This is a genomic window from Paracoccus sp. NBH48 (assembly GCF_015390265.1).
GTDB classification, from domain to species: domain Bacteria; phylum Pseudomonadota; class Alphaproteobacteria; order Rhodobacterales; family Rhodobacteraceae; genus Paracoccus; species Paracoccus marcusii.
On record NZ_VUOJ01000011.1, the window covers coordinates 140,047 to 159,605 of the forward strand.

The following is a 19,559-nucleotide window of genomic DNA, read 5'->3' on the forward strand; positions in this document are numbered from 1 at the left end:
CATTGTTCTGCAGTCAGAGCGAGGAAAATTGTATAGAAACTGAGTGGTTATTTATGATGACCTGCCACGGGTCTTTCATCCAGCCGCGACCGGAGTCCAAGGGTTGTTTACGTCGATTGGCGCAGGTTGAGCAATCGCCCGACGCGCGGAGCTTTCATCTCGCGCAGCGGGGCGGGCGATTGCGGTGGTCAGAGTCCGCGCGTAGTCGGCCGGGGTTTCGTAACCCAAAGTCGAATGCGGGCGTTCGGTGTTGTAGTCGGTGGCCCAGGCCGAGATAAGAACCCGGGCGTGGGCCAAGTTGCGAAACATGGTTTCATTGAGCAGTTCATCGCGCATCCGCCCGTTGAAACTCTCCACGAAGCCATTCTGCATTGGTTTTCCAGGCGCGATGTAATGCCATTCGACCCTGTTCTCGGAGCACCACCGCAGGATGGCGTTCGAGGTCAGTTCCGTCCCATTGTCCGAAACAATTATGCCGGGCTTCCCGCGCCGCTCGATCAGAGCCGAAAGTTCACGGGCAACACGCCGTCCTGAGATTGAGGTGTCCGGGATCGCCGCGAGGCATTCCCGGGTGACGTCGTCGACCACGTTGAGCACCCGAAAACGCTGGCCACTGGCGAATTGGTCATGGACGAAATCCAGCGACCAGCGAGCATTGGCACGGGCTTCGACCAAGATAGGGGCCCGTGTTCCGACCGCCTTACGCCGGGCCTTCCGTTTGCGCACCGTCAGGCCTTCCTCGCGGTAGAGCCGATAGATCCGGTTAATCCCGGACGGCTCGCCCTCGCGGCGTAGCAGCACGAAGAGCCGCCGATAGCCGAACCGCCGACGGTCGTTGGCCAGTTCGCGCAGACGGCCACGCAGCTCCGTATCCGGAGCACGCTGCGCCTGATAACGGACCATCTTACGATCCGCCCCGGCAATCCGGCACGCCCGCCGTTCCGAGAGCCCGAGCAAGGACCTCAGATGCGCGACCGCCTCGCGCTTCACGGCAGGCGCTACCACTTTTTTGAAACCAGTTCCTTCATCGCCGCCAAGTCCAACATATGCTCGGCCAGCAGCTTCTTCAGCTTGGCATTCTCGTCTTCGAGCGCCTTCAATCGCTTTGCCTCCGGCACTGTCATGCCGCCAAACTTGGCCTTCCAGTTGTAGAAGGTCCCTTCCGACATGCCGTGCATGCGGCACAGGTCTGCGCACTTCGCGCCGGCCTCATGCTCGGCCAAGATGCCGATGATCTGCTCGTCCGTAAATCTCGTTCGCTTCATTGTCCGTCCTCAAGTTGGATCGGACTCTAATCGATGGTGGAGGAAAAATCCCGTGGCAGGTCACTAAGGGTCGTGCTTATCTGCTTACCGAATTACCCTACCTGACGCTGTTCAACGGCCGGCTGTAGCATAAAGGCAAGCCGGCCGCTCAGGTTCACATCATTCCAGATGGCTCTCCATGAACCACAGGTCCTTGTCCGCCGTTCGCGAGGCTGCTGTGAAGATGTCTGCCGTGTCCGCGTCACCTGCGTCATCTGTGGCGTCGATAGCAGCGCGCAATTTCTCACCGTGGTCGCGCATCCGGGCGCAGATCTCTCTGATATGGTCCTCGGATTTGGTTTTGTCGGTTGGGTAGGCCGCCAGCGTGCTTTCCCTGGCGACGATCTCGGCCGTCCCAAGAGCCACCCCGTCCAGAACCTGCACCCGCTCAGCCATGACGTCCAGATGGCCTAGTAGGTTTTCATGCACCTTATCCAGCAGCTCGTGAACGGCGATGAAGTTCATTCCCTTGACGTTCCAATGGGCCTGCTTGATTGCCATTCCTAAGGCCAGGCCATCGGCAAGGCGGGCGTTCAATTCGGACACGGCGGTCTTGCGGGCGTTATCGGTCAGACCCTTCACGTTGACGGGCATTGTCATCTCCTATTTGAGGTTCGACCAAACAACACGGGGGCGCAAGCGAGGTTCCTTTTCCAAGAACGGCTTCTCTTGCTCCGGGGCGTAAGTAATCTGCTGTCTCAAGTAACGGAGCCCTCAGTACTGCCTCATTGGCGGTGCAAATGCTTATAGTACAAAGCGGTGCAGCTAGGTGTTTGATCCCACGGTTTGATGGTGAGATCCTTTTGAAGGAATGGAAGGATGCCCTATGGGACAGGTTCGCCACGGAAGCGCCACGACCACGCACGCCGTCAGAGCAGCAATACAGCGATCGCAAGCTTCGGTCGCGACGCTGAGCCGGGAGTTGGGGATCAACCAGAAAACGGTGGCGAAGTGGCGCAAACGACAGACGGTAGATGATCTCAAAACTGGCCCAAAGGAGCCACGTTCGACGGTCCTCACGGAGGCTGAGGAGGCGGCCATCGTCGCGTTTCGACGCCACACGCTGCTGCCGCTTGATGACTGCCTTTACGCCCTGCAGCCATCGATCCCACATCTGACGCGCTCTGCACTGCATCGGTGCCTGCAGCGTCACGGCATCTCTCGACTGCCTGACGTGGAGGGCGACAAGCCAAAGCGCTAGAAGTTCAAGCGTTACCCCATCGGCTTTTTCCATATCGACATCGCCGAGGTTCAGACTGCTGAGGGCAAACTGTTTTTGTTCGTTGGCATCGACCGCACAAGCAAGTTTGCCGTGACCCAGCTCGTCGACAAGGCGGACAGGAAGACGGCCTGGGAGTTCCTGCAGCACATGCTCGAAGCATTCGCCGGCATGCGGCTCATCCTATCAGGTCCATACCATTCTCACCGACAACGGCATTCAGTTCGCCGAGCAGCCGCGAAATCGCAACACCATCTCTTCCCGGCCCATGCGCTTTGACATGATCTGCGAGGCCAACGGTATCGAGCACCGCCTCACGAAGCCAAACCACCCTTGGACCATGTATGGATGGCTCCCGCGTGGCAAGAGGCTTGTGATATTCGGCATCTGGTCGGGTGCGGCCATGTATTCGGCGTCTGATTTGCGGTAATCCGCGCGCCCTGATGAACGTCCGCCTGAGGTATGGGTCCCTATCAATGGCACGCGCTCAAGGCGCTCCGGTTCAAACGGGGTGTCCCTGCCTATTTTCCGTCAGTTTGCCATCATCTCACTGTGCCCTCGCCATTTCGGTCAGGCCGCGAGCGGCCTGTGGTTCAAATCGCTCATGTTGGGCGCCAGACTTCGCCCGTTTTCAACATGGCCCAGATGGCCCGCGCCATGCGATTGGCCAAGGCTATGGCAGCAACCTTGAGCGGCTTGGTCGCGATCAGTCGTCCCAGCCAGTCGGTGCCGGGGTCAGAGCGTTTGCGAGCGGAGATCACGCCCATGGCGCCAAGATAAAGCAGGCGTCGGATATACCGGTTGCCCATCTTTGAGATCGACCCAAGCCGTTCTTTGCCTCCGCTGGAATGGGGCTTTGGCGTGAGGCCCAGCCAAGCCGGTAAGTCACGGGCTGATCTGAAGCCCGACACATCGGGCAGCATTGCGGCCAGCACGCTGGCGGTAATGGGTCCAATGCCCGGCACAGTCTGGAGACGGCACGCGGTCTCGTCTTTCTCTGCGTCGGCTTTGAGCTGACCGGTCATGACATCGATGCGCTGCTTCGTGTCGCGGAACTGGCCGGCAAGCAGATCGAGTGGCATCCGCGCCTCGGGCGGCAGATCGGCTGTTTCCGCCTCGGCAATGAGGCGGCCCATGTTGTGAACGCCCTTTGGGACCACGATGCCGAACTCTCCCAGATGCGCGCGGATTGCGTTGACAAGCTGCGTCAGCTGGCGAACGAGAAAGTCACGCGTCCGGTGCTGCATCAGCACCGCCTGCTGCCTCTCGGTCTTGACCGGCACGAAGCGCATGTTCGGACGGGTTACCGCTTCGCAGATCGCCTCTGCATCAGCCGCATCCGTCTTACCCCGCTTGACGAAGGGCTTGACATAGGAGGGCGGGATCAGCCGCACATCATGGCCAAGCTTTGCCAGTTCCCGTGACCAGTAATGGGCTCCTGCGCAGGCTTCCATGCCAACGAGGCAAGGTGGCAAGCGTGAGAAGAACAGCAGGACTTGGGCTCTCCTGACCTGCCGCCGCACGAGGACGATGCCTTTGGCATCAACGCCATGAACCTGAAACACGTTCTTGGCCAGATCCAGGCCGATTGTGGCAATCTCCTTCATGGATGGCTCCCTTCATTGGTAAGTGTGACAGCACCCAATGTGGCACATTACGATGCCGGGAGCGGGAGCCATCCACTCCATCAATGGCCAAGGTCGAGCGGATGAACCGCACGATCAAAGACGCAACGGTAAAACGCTTCTATTACGAAGACCACAACCAGCTCCGCACCCATCTCGCCGACTTCATGGACGCTTACAATTTCGCCCGGCGGCTCAAGACCCTCGGCAGCCTCACGCCTTATAAATACATCTGCAAGATCTGGACATCTGAGCCAGACAGATTCATCCTAAACCCGATCCACCAGATGCCGGGACTGAACACCTAGACATAGAGAACCTGCGCAATACGTCGATGTTCCGGTCAATAAAAACGACCACGGGATGGCCATGAAATTCGTGTAGTCAGAAATGAGGCACAGGAATAGACATAAGTTTGAGGGGCTTCCCTGACTGATCAACGATTTATATTACAGGAACGAAGTGATGCAGAATTCGCAGAAATACGCGGCGGAGCTGATCGGAACATTTTGGCTAACATTCGGCGGTTGTGGCTCCGCCGTTCTGGCTGCCGCCTTCCCGGAACTAGGCATCGGCTTCATGGGCGTGTCTCTTGCCTTTGGCCTTACGGTGTTGACCATGGCCTACGCCATTGGACACGTATCGGGATGTCATTTGAACCCCGCCGTGACGGTTGGCCTCGCCGCAGGCGGGCGCTTTCCAACATCGCAGATCCTGCCCTATGTCGTGGCGCAAGTTCTGGGCGCCATTCTTGGAGCTTTGGTGCTTTATGTCATCGCAAGCGGTGCGCCGGGATTTGATGCCGCAGCAAGCGGCTTTGCCTCGAACGGCTATGGTGAGCATTCGCCAGGGGGTTATTCCATGGGTGCGGCCTTCGTGGCCGAGGTCGTGCTGACGGCTTTCTTCCTCTTCATCATCATGGGGGCAACCCATGGTCGTGCGCCTGTGGGCTTTGCCCCCATCGCCATCGGGTTGGGGCTGGTACTTATCCATCTGATCAGCATTCCGATTACCAACACCTCTGTGAACCCGGCACGCAGTACAGGTCCGGCGCTTTTTGCCGGAGGCTGGGCCTTGGGTCAGCTCTGGATGTTCTGGGTTGCCCCGCTGATCGGAGGGGCGGCAGGCGGGATTCTCTACCGCTGGCTTAGCCCGCAGCCTGAAGAGCCGGTCGTGGGCGGTATCCGCAGCCCCGGCTAAGCGATGGTGTCTCGATTAGAGATTAGATGAAGATCGTTGGCAGTTCGCTGATCCTTGTCGTGTAACGCGATGATCGGTGACCTGCCTTCGTCTCCCAAAATTCGGATACGCCCTCCAGGTCGGCCGCAGAGTTGAACCTTTGGGCATTTAGCTTCCCCTTTGTCGCAGAACCCACGCCCTAGATTTCTAGGATGAGAATAGGGCGTATCTCATAGTCTCGCATGTCCTGGTCGATCAAACTTTAGATCACAGACCAAAGCGCATTCCTCTTGGTGGCATAGCTTGCACGCTTTGTAAGGGTCTTGGTCGGCGCGATAAGTCCTTTGCGTCGATCTTCCCAAACCGCCGATAGGCTACTTTTCAGAGATATGGTGATCGCGGGCACCGCGATCGCTGATCCAGAGGACAGCCGCGCCTCCGCTTCGCTCTGGCACAGCTGACAATCTTTCATTTCATTTTTCCGCCTGCCATCCGGCCGGCGATCCGAACACGGGCTCTGGTGCCGCTGCGCGTCAGCCTCCACGGAAAAATCCGGTTCCTCCCACGCGCGGGGCGCGCGGGTCCCTCCCAATTTAACCGCTCCGGCCCCGTGTGTCAGATCACCGTCCGGCCGCAGGTCGGGCTGCGCCCACCCTGCTTTGCCCTTCGGATGACATGAGGTCATCCAAAGTGAAAAGCAGCGATGGCTTCGCCACTGGCGGAACAGGAAGGAGCGCCACGACATGTCGGACCAGCTCGGAACACGGGCCAGAGATTGGGCTTCGGCCCGTCAGAGGCAGACCTTTGTGACAGGAAAGGCAAGCCCGCCTTCGCATCGGAAACAGGCCCCACTGATTTCACGCAATTTTCCCCACCGCTGAAGGCAGGACTATCTGCCCCCTGCCAGCCCATTTTGGGCACCCGACTACGGCACAAAGACCGGGCGGGATCGTCGCAAAGAAAGGAAAGCCAAATGACACAAGCAATCCAGACCGACACCGCCGCCGAGCAGGCGCGCGACCACATGCTGCGCCTGCTGATCGCAGAGCAGAACGACGCTTTCCGCCGCTGCCTGGGCTTCGCAGCCCTGTGGCGGGACCATCATCTGAAAGGCCGCGCTGTCGTCACGCCGGGTTTCGAGGCCCTGCCACTGGCGACCAAATCCGCGCTGATGGAGAAGGTTATCAACTTCACCGACTTCACCGAGGAAAACGACCCTTGGGAGGATCATTCCTTTGGTCGCGTGGAGGCCGAGGGTGCAGCGATTTTCTGGAAGATCGACCTTTACGACACCGCCTACACCTACGGGGCAACGATGCCCGACTGTGCCTGTGACCCCGACCAGACGCGCCGTGTCCTGACGCTCTACCTGCCGTCCGAACACTGACCGGGGATCGGCCTGCTTCGCTCCGCAAGCAGGCCGATGCTTCCCGCAGCTTCAACCGACAAGGGGATGAACACATGAGCAATGCAGTCTTGGAACAGCGCTTCGCAGAAGCATGGGCGCTGGTCAGGAAGGGCGATGATTTTGGGATCGGCCGCCGCTTCCTGAGGCAGCACGGGGCTGGTTAAGGCCCCTCCCGCTTTGTCCTGCCCTCACAGCCGGACGCCACAACAGCCAAATAATCGTCGCAAACAGGAATGCCACCCATGAAAACCGAAATCATCACCGCCGCCGCCATCCAGTATTTCCCGCTGGCCCAACTCTATGTCTCCGACATGAACCCGCGTCAGGATGCGGACCCGGAGGGGATCGACCTGCTGGCCGACAGCCTTGCCATGATCGGCCTGATCCAGAACCTGTCCGGCACCGTCGATGCGGATGGTCGCGTCGGCATCGTCGCGGGGGGCCGCAGGCTGCGCGCCATTGCCCGCGCGGTCGAGCGTGATCCGACCGTGACCAAGCGGCACCCGGAACTGGCCTCCGTTCCGGTCCGCATCGCCCCTGACGAGGCCACCGCGCGGGCATGGGCCAGCGCCGAGAACGCCGCCCGCGAGGACTTGGCACCCGCCGATGAAATCCGGGCCTATGGCCGGATGAAGGATGCAGGCGCAGACGTGTCCACCATCGCCCGCAGCTTCGGCAAGACCGAGGCGCATGTTTACCGCCGCCTTGCGCTGGCAGCACTGCCCGCCGCTGTTCTGGACGCCTTGAAGGCGGGGCAAATCAGCTACGGGATGGCAAAAGCCTTCACCGTGTCCCAGGACGAGGCCCTGACCTTGCAGGTTCTGGCCGAGGTGATGGGCCGCGACGTGTCCGAATACCGCATCAAGCAGGCTTTGCAGCCAGAAGCGATCAGCGGCACCGACCGTCGCGCCCTGTTTGTCGGGATGGACGCCTACACCGCAGCGGGCGGGCGGATGAACCGTGATCTGTTCAGCGACACGACCGCGCTTCACGATGGCGATCTGCTGGCACGCCTGTTCACCGAGAAGATGAACGAGGCAGCGGCAAAGATCGGTGAAGTCTGGAAGTGGGTCGAGGCCATGCCCGACAGCTATGTCCCCTACGGGACTGCCGAGAAGCTGGACCGCATCTATCCTGTTCCGGGCGTCCTGAGCGAAGAACAGAGCGAGCGTTACGACGAACTGGCGGAGCTGGCCGAGGGCGACGTTCTGGACGAGGCGGGCCAAGTCGAATTTGCCGACCTGACGAACATCGTTGAGGGCGGCTTCACCGACGCGCAGCGCGCGGTTGCCGGGGTGTTCATCTATGTCCGCAATGATGGCACCCTGGGCGAAACCGCCGCATGGGTTCGGCCCGAGGATCGCGCCGAGGCAATCGAGGCAGAGGTTCTGACCGGACATGCCGCAACGCGCCATGGCGCGGCCAGCGTCGAAGACGCGCCCAAGTCGCCCTATTCCGGCGCGCTGGTCGAGGACATGAAGGCCGTGCGGCTGGCCGCGATCCAGACCGCGCTTCTGGACAAGCCGGAAATGATCTTTGACCTGCTGGCCTTCGGCATGTCGCTGGCATCGGGTGTCAGCACCCATGTGTTCGACCTGTCGCCGGGACGCCCCAACAACTGCCCGAGCAAGCCAGAGGGGTTGGATTTTTCCGAACGGCTGACCCATGCCCCTGCGGGACATGAGGCATGGAGCCGCCCGGAACTGCGGATTGACGATCTGGCGACCGCCTTCCGCACGTTCGTCGCTGCTGGCAAGAAAGCCCGCAACGCGGCGCTGGTCGAGAGCGTGGCGCGGACCCTGCCCTACGGCGCAGGAAGCGCGGAGTTTTTCGGACTGATCGAGGCCGATGCGGGGGCCGGTATCCGCAAGGTCTGGACACCCACCGCCGAGAACTTTTTCAGCCGCGTCAGCGCCGACTATCTGGACACGCTGCATCTGGACCTGACCGGCTGCGATCCGCAGGGGAACGGCTTCAAGGCGCACAAGGCGCAGAAAAAGGCCGAGAAAGCGCAGTGCATGGAGCGTCTGTTCAGCGATGCCGAATATCAGAAGGCATGGAAGATCGACGCGGAGAAGAAGGCCCGCATCGAGGCTTGGACCCCGGACTGCTTCTGATTCATACCGGACCAGAGGGGCGGCGTTAGCCGCCCCATCCCAAGCATTTTCGAACGAGAGAGAATTTCATGCCCCTCTATTTCACAACTTACTGGACGGGCACGGCATGGGTTGATCTGCATGCCGACCCGCTGCCCTTCAAAGAGGCGCAGCAGAAATTGCACAACGCAGCCTGGACCCATCAGAGTGTCCGCTTGCGACCGGCCCCAGCTGCCACCGAGTTTTCCGCCGCCGCTCCTGTTCAGTAGAGCGCGGCACCGCCCATCCTTCTGCGACGAAGGTTCAACTGGCCCCGCATCTGGCGGGCCTCTTTTTTGGCCGGGGAAGATGACCTGGCGGTGGCGGCCGTCTGCGCCGGCCCCGCCTCCAGGCCCGGCCCTTCGGGCGGAGCTGCGCCTGACGGCGCAGCGGGTAGTTGACGCCCATGTCAACATAAAATCGCAGAGTGTCTTTTTAGACTGACCTTTTAGCTAGTGTAGTGCCAACCACAATTGTACGAGCTATGAGATTGCGTAGTTTAAGTGGGAGATATTTTAGATGCTTTCGACGCGTGAGATGGGACAGGACGCTAAAGCGGAGATTACCCGTGAAATGCTGGAGGGCATGCTGTCGGATTTCGACCGCCTGTCTGACAGCGATGGGGTGCTGACCGTCGAACTGCGGGGCAACGGCCTATTCGCACTGAACCCTGCTACGGGGACATACGAGGTGGTTGGCCTGGCGCGCATGTCTGCTGCGATGAGTTACATTCGGTAGGCAGGTGTCAGCGAAGGCAAGATTTGAGGCTCCGGCTGCTAAGCAGCCGGAGCCTTTTCAATCAGGAAAAGTCAGTGCCTTTGTCAGGATTAATGACATAAGAGAAAGTTACCTCATTCTTATTGTCAATACCATCCTGGGTGGATTTAATATCAATGATCTTGATGCATGCGTAGTTTCCTGAATCATTTTCTACACAAGCAATATCTCCCTCGGAAAGAGTTATGCTGTCGCTAGAATAGTGAAAGGCGGATGCATCCTTAATTTCAGAAATTCTTCCTACGTCACGCGCTACCGTTATGCGACGAATGTCACTGTTGTAATTATAAAGATGTATGTTCTCATGATTCGCGTGCGTAAAATGTAATGTGAAGCTAAGTTCTTCGCGACCTATTGAAAAATCACCATTATTGGTAGTGTAATCAAATGTGACTTTTGAGGATATTCTTCGATCCATATATGTTGGTCTAAATGGCCAGAAAACCGCAAATAGAGTCGCTAGCCCACCAATTAGGACAACAATTGGTTCAAAAGGAAATTCACTCTCTGATAATTCTGCTAGAAACCATATAAATGAAGTTATAACAAATAGAATACCTAAAAAAACCAATGTAAAGTATTGTTTTTTCTGTAGGCGGTAGAGAGTATTGTGCATCATAATCGACCTATCTCCGAATATTTCAATCTTAGCCTCTGATCCGGGCGTCCCCTTTGGGCCGCGCCCCCGGTTCCGGCCGGCAAGACCGGCCTCCACCCGAGCTGGTCGGGGCGATGCGCCCGGCTGCGCTGTACGGCGGAATGTCTCTCCGAGCCATCCCCCCGCACACCGGTCCTGGGCGCCCTGCCCCGTCCATCTCGTCCCTGACGGGCGGGACCGCTGACGCGAGGCGCATCCGGTTGTCCAGGCGCGTGCCGGGAACGACCTCGGGAGTGAAGGCGGGCGACCGCAGCAGGCCCGCGCGAGACGTCAAGGATCGAGCAAGGGCCTGTGGGCAACCGGGTGCGGCTTGCGGCAGCTGCGGCACAGACCCACCGCGGCCTCTTTCAAAATAGCGAGATCCCGCGCAGGCGCGTGATCGAGACGCAGGGGGGATTTGGACAAGCCAAACGCCCCCTGCCCCTGCTGGGCCAGGCGCTGCGCGCCTGTCCGTCAGGGGACCGCCGGTCCCCCACCGCAACAGGAAAATGCTGCACGTCCTGCGGGGCCGTGTCCTCGCCTTCGGCTGCGGGCCGCACCACCCCCTTGTCCGCTGGATTTTCCCATTGCGGCGGTTCCCCCCCTGCCCTCGGCCGGGAGCAAGGGTTCAGGAGAGGGGCGCGCTGCGCGCTTCCTCGCCTGACCCCTCGCCCATTTTGGGCACCGGCCACAGGGCGAAGTCCGGGCCGGGATCGTCGCAAAAGAAGGAACGCCAAATGGCACTTTTTGAAATCGTCACCATGACCGACGACAGCGGCATGAGCCGCGTTGTGACCGATGACCTTGCCGCATGGGTCGATGACATGGGCACCGAAATCATCGGGACCGAGACCCGCGCGAGCCTGCGCACCGAGTTGCAGGGCCAACCCAAGATTGCCGGTTTCCTTGGCCCCTTCTGGGGCGGCCTGTCCCAGACCGGCGATGCCATCATCCGCTATGAGGATGAAGGCACCTATTCGGCACTGAGCCAGTGAAGGAGCCGCAGATGACCCGTTTTTCTGTCGTGCAGACCGATATTCACCCCGCCCCTTATGTTGCAGCAACGGGCAGCGCGCGGAGTGCCCAAATCCTGGCCCGCCTTGTGCGGGAACGTTGCCCCGGAAACTCGTTTGGTATCCGCGAAGGCGCGGCCTTTGGCGGGCCGAAAAGCAATGGTTTCATCCGCGATTGCGCCCGATCCTTGGAGGTGCAGCGGATCGCAGCGGAAGAACTGTTTGCGGAAGCCGACGAGAACCCCGACCAGCTGGTGAAGTGGCACGTCTATTTTTATGACGCCGGGACCGGGAAGTTCCGCTTCACCGTGAACGCCTATCTGGATCACGATTTGCCCGTTCGGGCCAAGTGCGAAGCCGACCCCGAACTTGTCGGGCGCACGGTCGTCTATGGCGATCCGCCCGCGATGGAGACGCTTTACCTGATGCTCGATGCCTTTGCGGCAAAGCAGGAGGCAACGGCATGAGCGGGTTTTCCTTCAACGGCTTTGTGGCGGGGGATACCCCCGCCACCTTCACAGACTTTCGCGTGTCGCCGGTCAGGATGATCCGCGAGAGCACGGATGCGGAAGCCATCGAGGTTTGCAGCCCTGCAGGCCGGGCTTTCTGGTCGATCTATGGCGACACCGACGCAGGCTGGCGGCTTGTCCATGACGGCGAGGCCGACGACGCGGGCCTTGCTCTGGCCGCCTTGTCCGAGAACGCGGCAGCCCGGTTCGAGTATGCCGACCTTGAGACTGTCACTGTCGCCGGGACGTTGGCCGATCTTGCCGACCGTCTGGCCGAACGCATCCACGACGAAATCCCCGGATACGACAACCCGGAGGATTTTTCGCGGTGACGACTTCGACGCGCACCCGCTGTCCGAGCTGCGCGAGCAAATCCTTGAAGCCATCGAGAGCGAGGCAGCAGCATGAACACCCGCACCACTTTCAGCGCCGGCGCACTGGTCGCACCGATGAACATCATGAGCATTTGCGCCGCCCGTGAGGCCGCGCTGACGCAGATGCAGGACGCCATCGGCACCCTGTCGGACGGCTACAGCCGGGCACTGGACGCGGCCGAGACGGCCAAGGGCGCAACCGCGGGGCATTCCTGCTATCTGCACTACAGCGACAACGAAGCCGTGAAATCGGACCTGTTTTCTGCCTTCGATCCTGTTGCCGTCCTGGCCCGGTATAAGCGCACCCTCGATGCCGCAATCTGGCTGCGGATCGTTGAGGAAAGCCGCCTCAAGGAAATCATGGACCGCACCGAGCGGGACCAGCTGGACAAGCAGATGGGGGCGGATGACATGCCCGAGCCGACGCTTGAGAACATCCGCGCGACCTTGGAACGCCTGACCCTCGATGCAGACCTGATTTTCATGCGGGGCGTGGCCCGCGCCTTTTCCGAACTGGACCCGGCTTTCAAGAGCCACGACGCGTTCAAGATCGGAAAACGCATGATCTTCACATGGGTTTTTGATGATGGCGGCTATTGGTCCTATTCCGGCAGGGGCGAACAGATGCGGCGCACCCTGGCCGATGTAGAGCGGGTGTTTTCGCAACTGTCCGGGCAGCGGAGCTACGGCGATCTGGAAGGCGCGATCAATGCTGCCCGGCGCGGCGGATGGGGGGCGCGTCAAACCGAGATCGAGACCGAGTATTTCACCGCCCGATGCTTCAAGAACGGCAACCTGCACCTGTGGGTGAAGGATGCCGACCTGCTGCGGAAGGTCAATCAGGTCCTGGCAAGCTATTACGGCGAAGTGCTGGCCGATGCCGCCGGGTCCGACGAGCAGCCCGCCGACTTCCGCACGGGAACTGCCGTTGCCAAGGATCTTGCCTTCTACCCGACGCCTGCGGCGACGGTTGAAGAATTGCTTTCTGATCTGACGATCAAGGCGGGCATGCGCGTTCTGGAGCCGAGCGCCGGGATTGGCGCCATCGTCCGGCCCGTCTTGAAGATGGGCGCGACCGTGGACGCTATCGAAATCAACCCCGACCGGGCAGCGGCATTGCGGGGCATGGCTCACACTGCGCTGAAGGTTCATTGCGCAAACTTCCTGAAGGTCACGCCTGCGCCGGTCTATGACCTGATCCTGATGAACCCGCCGTTTTCAGGCACCCATTTCATGGATCACGTCAAACATGCGTGGGACTTCCTTGCGCCGGGCGGCGAGCTGCGCGCGATCCTGCCCGCGTCCGCCGAGGTCGGATCGACCGCTAAGCATGAGCGGTTCCGGGCATGGGCAGCACAGCATTCCCCGCGCGGCTATCGGTGCCACCAGTGGTGCGATCTGCCGCCTGAGAGCTTCGCCAGCGTAGGCGTCCGCATCAATACCGTGGTGCTGACCCTCCGGAAGTTTTAGGCAAACCCTACTTCGTTCAGTGTCAGAGTAGCTTAGGCCCCGCTTCGGCGGGGCCATTAAGATTTGTCAACCAAAAACGCTAAATAGACCTTTTTGCCTGTCCTTTTGGTCTTGTCACTATCCTTGTTCGTTGTCGCCTCTAAGAGTTGCGCCAGTGTTCAAGAGGGCTACATTTTATGTTGGGATCAATGAGACTAGAGCAGTCGTGCAAGGCAGAGATCAGCCGCGCCATGGCCGAGGAAATACTTTCTGTTTTTGAAAAAGCAGGGCATAGCCTTGATGTTCTTGAAGTCGAATTGCGTGGGAATGCGCTGTATGTTCTGAACCCTGTAAGCGGCATCTATGAATTAATTGGGTTGGCTCGAATGCCTCCGTCAATGTCGCATCTATGAATCAGGACTTTATTGTCTGATTAATTATTTGGTATATGGGATTTCTCTACCTAATAAGATAAACAATGAGGGTGGATGGGGTGACCTATCACCCATTGAAATTCGTTACTTAGGAGTCCGCTAATGGCGCAAAATCATTCAAATCTGATGGCCGGGAATGAGGGCCAAGCGGAACCTAGCAGCGCACCAGCCACTCATTCGAAGATTATTTTTGAAATGCTGACAACGCTCTATCCCGAGGTAAAAGGGCATGTCGGAGACCTTCTGGAATTTGCGCTGTGTGATCTGCGGCACTTTGCAGACCACCACCAGCTTTCTTTCTCATCGTCCGATCAGGCAGCGCAGCAAACCTACCTTATGGAAAAGTGACCTTATCCATGCGCCCGCCTCAATGGCGATCATCGTCTGACACGCCCAGGATCGAGCTTTGATTGGCCGGTGCGGTAGGGTCCAAGAACCCTACCGCACCGGCCCGGCGCTTGCGCGCCGCAGCACGGCCTTGCGGCCGCGCGCACCTAGACGGCAGGATATTCGTTTGCTAATATCCGGGATATGCAACGAGGGATATTCGATGCCGCTCTACATTCGTGACGACAAGGTTGATGCTCTTGCTGAGCAGGTCATGCGCATCACAGGTGCCAAGACCAAAACAGACGCAGTGCGAGAGGCGCTACAGGCTGCGCTTGATGCGAAGCTGAACCAAACCTCGATCTTTGATAAAATCAAGCCTTTGCAATCTCGTGTCGCAGACCTTGGTGCAGTGAATCCAGACTTCGACATGAAAAAATTTAGTGATGAAATGTGGGGTGACACCTGATGTTTTTGGACGCGTCCGTGATCGTTGCCATCCTGGGCGATGAGCCAGATGCCACAGCCCATCTTCAGCACATCGAGGGTTTGCAGGGGCAGCTTTACTGCTCACCGCTGGCGCGGTTCGAAGCATCGCTTGCCATCGCTCGACGCCTTGAAGGGGACACGGGCCGAAATGCTGAAACGCACGAACGTGCCGAGCGGATCGTCAATGACTTCCTGGACGTCATAGGCGCGCGAAATATTCACATAACGGGAGGCATTGGACGCTTGGCACAAGAGGCCGCGCGAACCTACGGGAAGACCGTGAACCATCCGGCTCAGTTGAACTTTGGCGACTGCTTTGCGTACGCTTGCGCTAAAGCCTATCATGTCAAGTTGCTCTACAAGGGCAACGATTTTTCGCAAACGGATCTCAAGTGACAAATCTCTGATTTTGTGATAACCACTTCATCCTATTGCGCCAGGAGCTTTTGATTTTTGAAAAGATTGCCGCAAAGGAGATGAACGATGGGTTATTCTCAGAACGGCGCTGCGTTCTTTTACTGGGCGCACAAGCGCCGCAAGACGGCTGACGAAGCACGGCGCGTTGCAGGCAAAGGCAGCTCACTTTCAGACGGCATGGTGGTTTTCCTATTCATCGTATTATGCGGTTTGGTTGGCGCTGCGGTTCACGCTTTCAACTATGCAATGTTCCATGCTGCCAAACTTTTCGATGCAGCTTTTTCGCTAATACCCTTCATGTGAAAGGTTTCGGACCGGTAATTCATCCTTCTTTGATTATCCACGCGGGGGCTTAAAGCCGGGGGCGGTAGCGCCTCTATCATGGCGGCGTCCCTCGCGTTGGTCGGTCTAGGGCTGATCGCCCTGGACCGCCCGCCCCGAGGGACCGCGCTCTAGGCTTGGCCGGCTGCACCGGCCTGCGCCCCGAGCCTATCCCCCTGCCCCTCCTTTGCGCCTGATCCCGCGCGGCCTGTCTCTCCGAGCCAGCCCGCGCGGGGGCGCAATAGTCGGCCCAGGGCGATAGTCTCGGCCCTTCGGGTCACGATCGCTCGCGCAAGGGCCAGCCTGCCCACAGGACGCCTCGCCTTCCTTCGCTCTATGAAGGCGCGTCCAGCTCGACGCCTGCAAGGCCCTGCCCTTCCGTTCGTCGGTCAGGGCTGGACAGGGCTGGCATAGGGCACCCGGTTGTCCAGTCGCGCGCCGGGAACGACCTTGGGAGTGAAGGCGCGGGACCGGAGCAGGCTGTAAGCGAGACCACAGGGATCGAGCGTCAGCCTGTGGGCAACCGGGTGCCCTGTGACAGCCGATGCAGCAGAGCTACCCCCCTTCCTTTTCCAGAATACCGAGATCCCCGCGCAAGCGCGGTGATCGCCCCTCCGGGGGGATTTGGACAAGCCAAACGCCCCCTGCGTGGCGTTCCTTATCGCGACGGGACGGGCCTGACTGTCACCCTTCGGCCTGGTCGCGTCCTGCGCCTGACAGATCGTCCCCATCCACCCAAGGGGCTTTCGCGGCATATCCTTGCCCCTGCGGGCCTACGGTATTCCACGGTCCCCTTGTGCGTCTGTGACCGATCCGTCCTGCTGGTCCTTGCGCGACCGACCCGAAGGCTGACGAAGAAGTCAGGCCAGGCGCCGATCCGCGACCGTCACCAATGCGGACACCGCGTTGCGGTGACAGTTTCTTTTTTGGCCCCTTACGGGGCTGTGCGCTCCCTCCCCTCAGGCATCAAAAGAAGCCCGAAGGGGGTGCCTCGGTCAAGCTATTTAGTTGCCGAAAACGGCAATAAATAAGTAGGAAAGCGTTGTTATAAATAGTAAAAAGGAGGTGCGGAAGGGGCGCAGCAAGCGAACCACGCCAACCACCACAAGGAGGCCAGACATGGCTAAATCTTTTGACCTCTACCAGCACGTCACCGACAGCATCATTGCCAGCATCGAGTCCGGCACCCCCGCATGGCGCAAGCCTTGGACCGGCGAAAAGGGTGGCGCACCGTTCCCGCTGCGCAGCAACGGCGAACCCTATTCCGGCATCAATGTCCTGATGCTGTGGCTTGCCGCAGACGCCAAAGGCTATCGTGCCCCGTTCTGGTTTACTTATCGCCAAGCTCAGGAGGCAGGCGGAAACGTGCGTAAAGGAGAGCGTTGTGCCACGGTTGTCAAATACGGGACGTTTGACCGCGAGGACAAAGAGACCGGCGAAGAACGTCGCCTGCCCTACCTAAAATCCTACAGCGTGTTCAACGCCGAGCAGATCGAGGGCCTAGCCCCGGAATACTATGGCAGCCCCGCCGAGGCCGCGCGTGACCTTGGGACCGAGGCCGACCCGGCGCTTGATGCTTTCTTTGCAGGGATCGGGGTGGAAATCCGCACCACCGACGACCCGCAAGCCTACTACAGCCCCGCCGACGACTATATCCACATGCCGCCGATTGCCACGTTCCACAACGCGGGAGGCTATTATGGGACGTTGGCACATGAGGCAGTGCATTCCACTGGTCATAGCACCCGCCTTGATCGCTTTTCGCGCTTTTCAGACAAAAAAAGTTACGCTTTTGAAGAACTTGTGGCGGAATTGGGAAATGCCATGCTTTGCGCCAAGCTTGGCCTGATGCCTGATTTTGGACAGTCTGGCGCATATATCAAGAGCTGGCTTCGCGCCTTGAACGACGACAAACGGATGATCTTCAAAGCCGCCAGCGAGGCACAGAAAGCCGCCGACCTGCTGACCAAGCGCCAGCACGTCGAAGAAGAAAGGGCGGCCGCGTGAGCGGCCCCCTGCCCGACCTGTCGTGCCGCAAATGCGGCACGACCAATCCCCCGGTTTATCTGGCCCCTGTCACGGTCGGGGGAGCAGGAACCTGCATCTGCATCGGTTGCGCGGAGGCGCGGGGCTGGCTGGACCGGGATGGAAACGTGAAACCTGGGATCGCGTTGTGACCTATGAAATCCGCGACGACCCGACGACCTGCCAATCCCGTGCGCCACGTTGGCGGAAGCGGAGCGGCGCGGCAGACGCCGCGCCGCCCGGATCGGATCGCCCGTTCTGATCTACGAGATAGACAGCCGGGGTGGCGAAAGGTTTGTGGGGGTCTGCTGACCCCCCTGCCCTGCCCCTCTGTCCTGGCGCGCAGGGAGAATGTCGGGCGGGCGCGCTGGCAGCTTCGCCGCCAGCGCGCCCGCCCGAGGCTTCGCCTTACATCGCAGCGCGGCAAGCCGCACCACATGATCCTTATGCGTTTCACGCAGACGCCGCCTGACGGCGGCTTTGGGCGCCGGCTGCGCCGTCGCGGGTGCGTGGCGAAAGGTGCCGCTTTACAGGATGGATTTGACCACAGCCCACTCACGTCCCTTAGCTCTATGGGGGCCGTTCCGTTCGCGGTCTGCAAGCCCGTGGCCGCAAGATAGGCCACGGGTGGACAAATCCATCCTGGTCGAGATTACGTTCCCGCCAATGGCAGACTATTTTGCGGCTCGATTCAGTTTTGAAGACAGCTCGGCCACAGCCTCTTTGAAGGCAGCGAAATACATAAGGCGGCAGCAATCAGCGATAGAATAGATTTCCAAAGGGTCGTGGACTTCGCGGAAGCGCGCAATCTGTGACTTCCTAGCGTAGTGTTTTTTTCTTTGGATCGGCTCTAGGCTCGCCGGAACCTCTGCAGGGATCACAATGGTTGCTACATCCATTGTTCCCATGATCTTAAATGAAACAGAAATCAGCCGCTTCATAAGAAAGTCTTCAGTAACACCACTTCTTTTTTTGAGTTCGTGATACTCCGAAGATGACGAAGCAGGGACGCCAACCTTGAAATTTACCGAGAATGTTTCGCTAGCTTGAAACATTGTCCGTTAATTCAGGCTTTGCGGCACTCTCTTGCTCACCCTGAGATACCTTCAGAAGATCTGCGTTGCTATCGTCAGTGCCAGCAGTATCAGCACTATCAGAAGGCACCTGATGGGCCGCAAGTGACCCGCTGTCATGAGCTGCGGGTCGAGAGACATCCGCTTGAGAGGGTTTCTGACCCCCCTTCTCAGCCTTCTTTTCGGAAGGAACGCCCTCATCATCTTCGTTCCCGACCTTGAACTTGTTCAGGATGCGGGACTCAGGGAGTGGTGTTTCAACAATCTCGAAACGTCTTTTTGCCATCATTCCGCCTCCTCAAACAGTTCATTAATGACAGCTAGACCTTCTTGAAGAACCTTCATCGTGTTTTTGGCGTTTAGAGCCTTCGCTCCTTCAACCGTATTTTCCTCACGCTTAAAACGTGAATGTAAAGGACCTTCATCTGTCCAAAGTTCGATAATTGGCGAGTTGCTAATATAAGCGTTCAAGCACAAAGGATGTTGCCCTAGACGGTCAAAATTTTCGCTATGCCCTTTGCGCCTGTTGGACAACGTTGGAATGTTGCACCGAACCACCCTAACAACTGCCTTTTTGCCCTCGTCTAACTGGTCGACCATCTGTGTAACAACTGTAGCTGTTTCCAGAGTGGTCCCAACAGAGTCTGATCCAAGCATGATTGGAAGGATAACAAAGTCACTGTTGTTGACCATGTACAATGATGCTTTGTCGCCAAATCCTGCGGTATCTACAAAAACCAAACCATCGAAACCTTCATCTGTAAAGCTGATTAAGAGCTTCAACAATCTCTTTGGCAGTTCTCGCTTCGAACGCTGCGGCGTTCGAAGGCCAGTTTCCCGGCCT

General features: G+C 59.0%; 22 protein-coding genes and 2 pseudogenes. 16 read left to right on the forward strand and 8 right to left on the reverse strand.

The annotated features are described in order from the left end of the window. Positions 1-75: 75 nt before the first annotated feature. A protein-coding gene (locus F1642_RS14575) for an IS3 family transposase (RefSeq protein WP_194886572.1) occupies positions 76-1,265 on the reverse strand; the annotation gives its coding sequence in 2 pieces (ribosomal slippage) (positions 76-1,013 and positions 1,013-1,265; 1,191 coding nt in all). A gap of 159 nt (positions 1,266-1,424) precedes the next feature. Next, positions 1,425-1,898: a DNA starvation/stationary phase protection protein Dps gene (dps, locus tag F1642_RS14580; protein ID WP_194886573.1), complete on the reverse strand. Its 474-nt coding sequence runs from the start codon at positions 1,896-1,898 to the stop codon at positions 1,425-1,427. Between the two features lie 232 nt (positions 1,899-2,130). On the opposite strand from dps, the pseudogene F1642_RS14585 reads away from it, so the two are divergent. Beyond that, positions 2,131-2,863 (forward strand): annotated as a pseudogene (locus F1642_RS14585) (DDE-type integrase/transposase/recombinase); the annotation flags it as partial. Positions 2,864-3,125: 262 nt separating this feature from the next. On the opposite strand, the gene F1642_RS14590 reads toward F1642_RS14585, so the two are convergent. Beyond that, a complete protein-coding gene (locus F1642_RS14590; protein WP_194886574.1) occupies positions 3,126-4,130 on the reverse strand; it encodes an IS110 family transposase in 1,005 nt (334 codons plus the stop codon). Between the two features lie 89 nt (positions 4,131-4,219). On the opposite strand from F1642_RS14590, the pseudogene F1642_RS14595 reads away from it, so the two are divergent. Together F1642_RS14595 and aqpZ are read left to right on the forward strand one after the other, a co-directional pair. After that, positions 4,220-4,456, forward strand: a pseudogene (locus F1642_RS14595) (integrase core domain-containing protein); the annotation flags it as partial. Between the two features lie 157 nt (positions 4,457-4,613). Beyond that, positions 4,614-5,348, forward strand: a complete 735-nt coding sequence (aqpZ, locus tag F1642_RS14600; RefSeq protein WP_045999922.1) for an aquaporin Z — start codon at positions 4,614-4,616, stop codon at positions 5,346-5,348. 22 nt (positions 5,349-5,370) lie between these two features. On the opposite strand, the gene F1642_RS16640 is transcribed toward aqpZ, so the two are convergent. Next, positions 5,371-5,523 carry a DUF4113 domain-containing protein gene (locus tag F1642_RS16640; RefSeq protein WP_081403206.1) on the reverse strand — a complete coding sequence of 51 codons (153 nt, stop codon included), beginning with the start codon at positions 5,521-5,523 and terminating at the stop codon, positions 5,371-5,373. Between the two features lie 777 nt (positions 5,524-6,300). On the opposite strand from F1642_RS16640, the gene F1642_RS14610 reads away from it, so the two are divergent. From F1642_RS14610 to F1642_RS14620, 3 genes are all read left to right on the forward strand, one after another. Beyond that, the gene (locus F1642_RS14610) at positions 6,301-6,714 is read left to right on the forward strand and encodes a DUF3768 domain-containing protein (RefSeq protein WP_194886575.1); all 414 of its coding nucleotides are present in this window, start codon (positions 6,301-6,303) and stop codon (positions 6,712-6,714) included. A 263-nt stretch (positions 6,715-6,977) separates the two neighbouring features. Continuing rightward, complete coding sequence (locus tag F1642_RS14615; protein ID WP_255522469.1) at positions 6,978-8,852, forward strand: ParB/RepB/Spo0J family partition protein; 1,875 nt, start codon at positions 6,978-6,980, stop codon at positions 8,850-8,852. Positions 8,853-9,389: 537 nt separating this feature from the next. Beyond that, the gene (locus tag F1642_RS14620) at positions 9,390-9,608 is read left to right on the forward strand and encodes a hypothetical protein (RefSeq protein WP_176695153.1); all 219 of its coding nucleotides are present in this window, start codon (positions 9,390-9,392) and stop codon (positions 9,606-9,608) included. 61 nt (positions 9,609-9,669) lie between these two features. On the opposite strand, the gene F1642_RS14625 is transcribed toward F1642_RS14620, so the two are convergent. Further along, positions 9,670-10,263, reverse strand: a complete 594-nt coding sequence (locus tag F1642_RS14625) for a hypothetical protein (RefSeq protein WP_194886577.1) — start codon at positions 10,261-10,263, stop codon at positions 9,670-9,672. Positions 10,264-11,021: 758 nt separating this feature from the next. Here F1642_RS14625 and F1642_RS14630 point away from each other — a divergent pair. The 10 genes from F1642_RS14630 to F1642_RS14675 all read left to right on the forward strand — a co-directional run bounded on the left by F1642_RS14630 (position 11,022) and on the right by F1642_RS14675 (position 17,624). Continuing rightward, positions 11,022-11,279, forward strand: a complete 258-nt coding sequence (locus F1642_RS14630; RefSeq protein WP_194886578.1) for a hypothetical protein — start codon at positions 11,022-11,024, stop codon at positions 11,277-11,279. Positions 11,280-11,290: 11 nt separating this feature from the next. Then, positions 11,291-11,764, forward strand: coding sequence for a hypothetical protein (locus F1642_RS14635; RefSeq protein WP_194886579.1), 474 nt, complete (start codon positions 11,291-11,293; stop codon positions 11,762-11,764). Beyond that, positions 11,761-12,138, forward strand: a complete 378-nt coding sequence (locus tag F1642_RS14640; protein WP_194886580.1) for a hypothetical protein — start codon at positions 11,761-11,763, stop codon at positions 12,136-12,138. The genes F1642_RS14635 and F1642_RS14640 overlap by 4 nt, the downstream gene beginning before the upstream one ends. Positions 12,139-12,210: 72 nt before the next feature. Further along, positions 12,211-13,650: a DUF4942 domain-containing protein gene (locus F1642_RS14645; protein WP_194886581.1), complete on the forward strand. Its 1,440-nt coding sequence runs from the start codon at positions 12,211-12,213 to the stop codon at positions 13,648-13,650. A gap of 188 nt (positions 13,651-13,838) precedes the next feature. Then, a complete protein-coding gene (locus F1642_RS14650) occupies positions 13,839-14,042 on the forward strand; it encodes a hypothetical protein (protein ID WP_194886582.1) in 204 nt (67 codons plus the stop codon). 123 nt (positions 14,043-14,165) lie between these two features. Continuing rightward, positions 14,166-14,411, forward strand: coding sequence for a hypothetical protein (locus tag F1642_RS14655; RefSeq protein WP_131573795.1), 246 nt, complete (start codon positions 14,166-14,168; stop codon positions 14,409-14,411). A 202-nt stretch (positions 14,412-14,613) separates the two neighbouring features. Continuing rightward, positions 14,614-14,859, forward strand: a complete 246-nt coding sequence (locus tag F1642_RS14660; protein WP_131573794.1) for a type II toxin-antitoxin system VapB family antitoxin — start codon at positions 14,614-14,616, stop codon at positions 14,857-14,859. Beyond that, complete coding sequence (locus F1642_RS14665) at positions 14,859-15,275, forward strand: type II toxin-antitoxin system VapC family toxin (RefSeq protein ID WP_194886583.1); 417 nt, start codon at positions 14,859-14,861, stop codon at positions 15,273-15,275. Before F1642_RS14660 ends, F1642_RS14665 begins: the two co-directional genes overlap by 1 nt. An 87-nt stretch (positions 15,276-15,362) precedes the next feature. Then, positions 15,363-15,599, forward strand: coding sequence for a hypothetical protein (locus F1642_RS14670; RefSeq protein ID WP_194886584.1), 237 nt, complete (start codon positions 15,363-15,365; stop codon positions 15,597-15,599). A gap of 1,137 nt (positions 15,600-16,736) precedes the next feature. Beyond that, complete coding sequence (locus F1642_RS14675) at positions 16,737-17,624, forward strand: ArdC family protein (RefSeq protein WP_194886585.1); 888 nt, start codon at positions 16,737-16,739, stop codon at positions 17,622-17,624. Positions 17,625-18,316: 692 nt separating this feature from the next. On the opposite strand, the gene F1642_RS14680 is transcribed toward F1642_RS14675, so the two are convergent. The 3 genes from F1642_RS14680 to F1642_RS14690 all read right to left on the reverse strand — a co-directional run bounded on the left by F1642_RS14680 (position 18,317) and on the right by F1642_RS14690 (position 19,498). Then, positions 18,317-18,583, reverse strand: coding sequence for a hypothetical protein (locus F1642_RS14680; RefSeq protein ID WP_194886586.1), 267 nt, complete (start codon positions 18,581-18,583; stop codon positions 18,317-18,319). 100 nt (positions 18,584-18,683) lie between these two features. Continuing rightward, on the reverse strand, positions 18,684-19,001 hold the full coding sequence (locus tag F1642_RS14685) for a hypothetical protein (RefSeq protein WP_194886587.1): 318 nt from the start codon (positions 18,999-19,001) through the stop codon (positions 18,684-18,686). Then, the gene (locus F1642_RS14690) at positions 19,001-19,498 is read right to left on the reverse strand and encodes a hypothetical protein (protein ID WP_194886588.1); all 498 of its coding nucleotides are present in this window, start codon (positions 19,496-19,498) and stop codon (positions 19,001-19,003) included. Before F1642_RS14690 ends, F1642_RS14685 begins: the two co-directional genes overlap by 1 nt. Positions 19,499-19,559 lie beyond the last annotated feature (61 nt).

Coding starts and splice junctions, on each gene's coding strand:
- F1642_RS14680 (WP_194886586.1), bottom strand. CDS start 18,583: ATGAAGCGGCTGATTTCTGTTTCATTTAAGATCATGGGAACAATGGAT.
- F1642_RS14640 (WP_194886580.1), top strand. CDS start 11,761: ATGAGCGGGTTTTCCTTCAACGGCTTTGTGGCGGGGGATACCCCCGCC.
- F1642_RS14685 (WP_194886587.1), bottom strand. CDS start 19,001: ATGGCAAAAAGACGTTTCGAGATTGTTGAAACACCACTCCCTGAGTCC.
- F1642_RS14675 (WP_194886585.1), top strand. CDS start 16,737: ATGGCTAAATCTTTTGACCTCTACCAGCACGTCACCGACAGCATCATT.
- aqpZ (WP_045999922.1), top strand. CDS start 4,614: ATGCAGAATTCGCAGAAATACGCGGCGGAGCTGATCGGAACATTTTGG.
- F1642_RS14635 (WP_194886579.1), top strand. CDS start 11,291: ATGACCCGTTTTTCTGTCGTGCAGACCGATATTCACCCCGCCCCTTAT.
- F1642_RS14650 (WP_194886582.1), top strand. CDS start 13,839: ATGAGACTAGAGCAGTCGTGCAAGGCAGAGATCAGCCGCGCCATGGCC.
- F1642_RS14630 (WP_194886578.1), top strand. CDS start 11,022: ATGGCACTTTTTGAAATCGTCACCATGACCGACGACAGCGGCATGAGC.
- F1642_RS14620 (WP_176695153.1), top strand. CDS start 9,390: ATGCTTTCGACGCGTGAGATGGGACAGGACGCTAAAGCGGAGATTACC.
- F1642_RS14645 (WP_194886581.1), top strand. CDS start 12,211: ATGAACACCCGCACCACTTTCAGCGCCGGCGCACTGGTCGCACCGATG.
- F1642_RS14665 (WP_194886583.1), top strand. CDS start 14,859: ATGTTTTTGGACGCGTCCGTGATCGTTGCCATCCTGGGCGATGAGCCA.
- F1642_RS14615 (WP_255522469.1), top strand. CDS start 6,978: ATGAAAACCGAAATCATCACCGCCGCCGCCATCCAGTATTTCCCGCTG.
- F1642_RS14610 (WP_194886575.1), top strand. CDS start 6,301: ATGACACAAGCAATCCAGACCGACACCGCCGCCGAGCAGGCGCGCGAC.
- F1642_RS14660 (WP_131573794.1), top strand. CDS start 14,614: ATGCCGCTCTACATTCGTGACGACAAGGTTGATGCTCTTGCTGAGCAG.
- F1642_RS14655 (WP_131573795.1), top strand. CDS start 14,166: ATGGCGCAAAATCATTCAAATCTGATGGCCGGGAATGAGGGCCAAGCG.
- F1642_RS14625 (WP_194886577.1), bottom strand. CDS start 10,263: ATGCACAATACTCTCTACCGCCTACAGAAAAAACAATACTTTACATTG.
- dps (WP_194886573.1), bottom strand. CDS start 1,898: ATGCCCGTCAACGTGAAGGGTCTGACCGATAACGCCCGCAAGACCGCC.
- F1642_RS14670 (WP_194886584.1), top strand. CDS start 15,363: ATGGGTTATTCTCAGAACGGCGCTGCGTTCTTTTACTGGGCGCACAAG.
- F1642_RS14590 (WP_194886574.1), bottom strand. CDS start 4,130: ATGAAGGAGATTGCCACAATCGGCCTGGATCTGGCCAAGAACGTGTTT.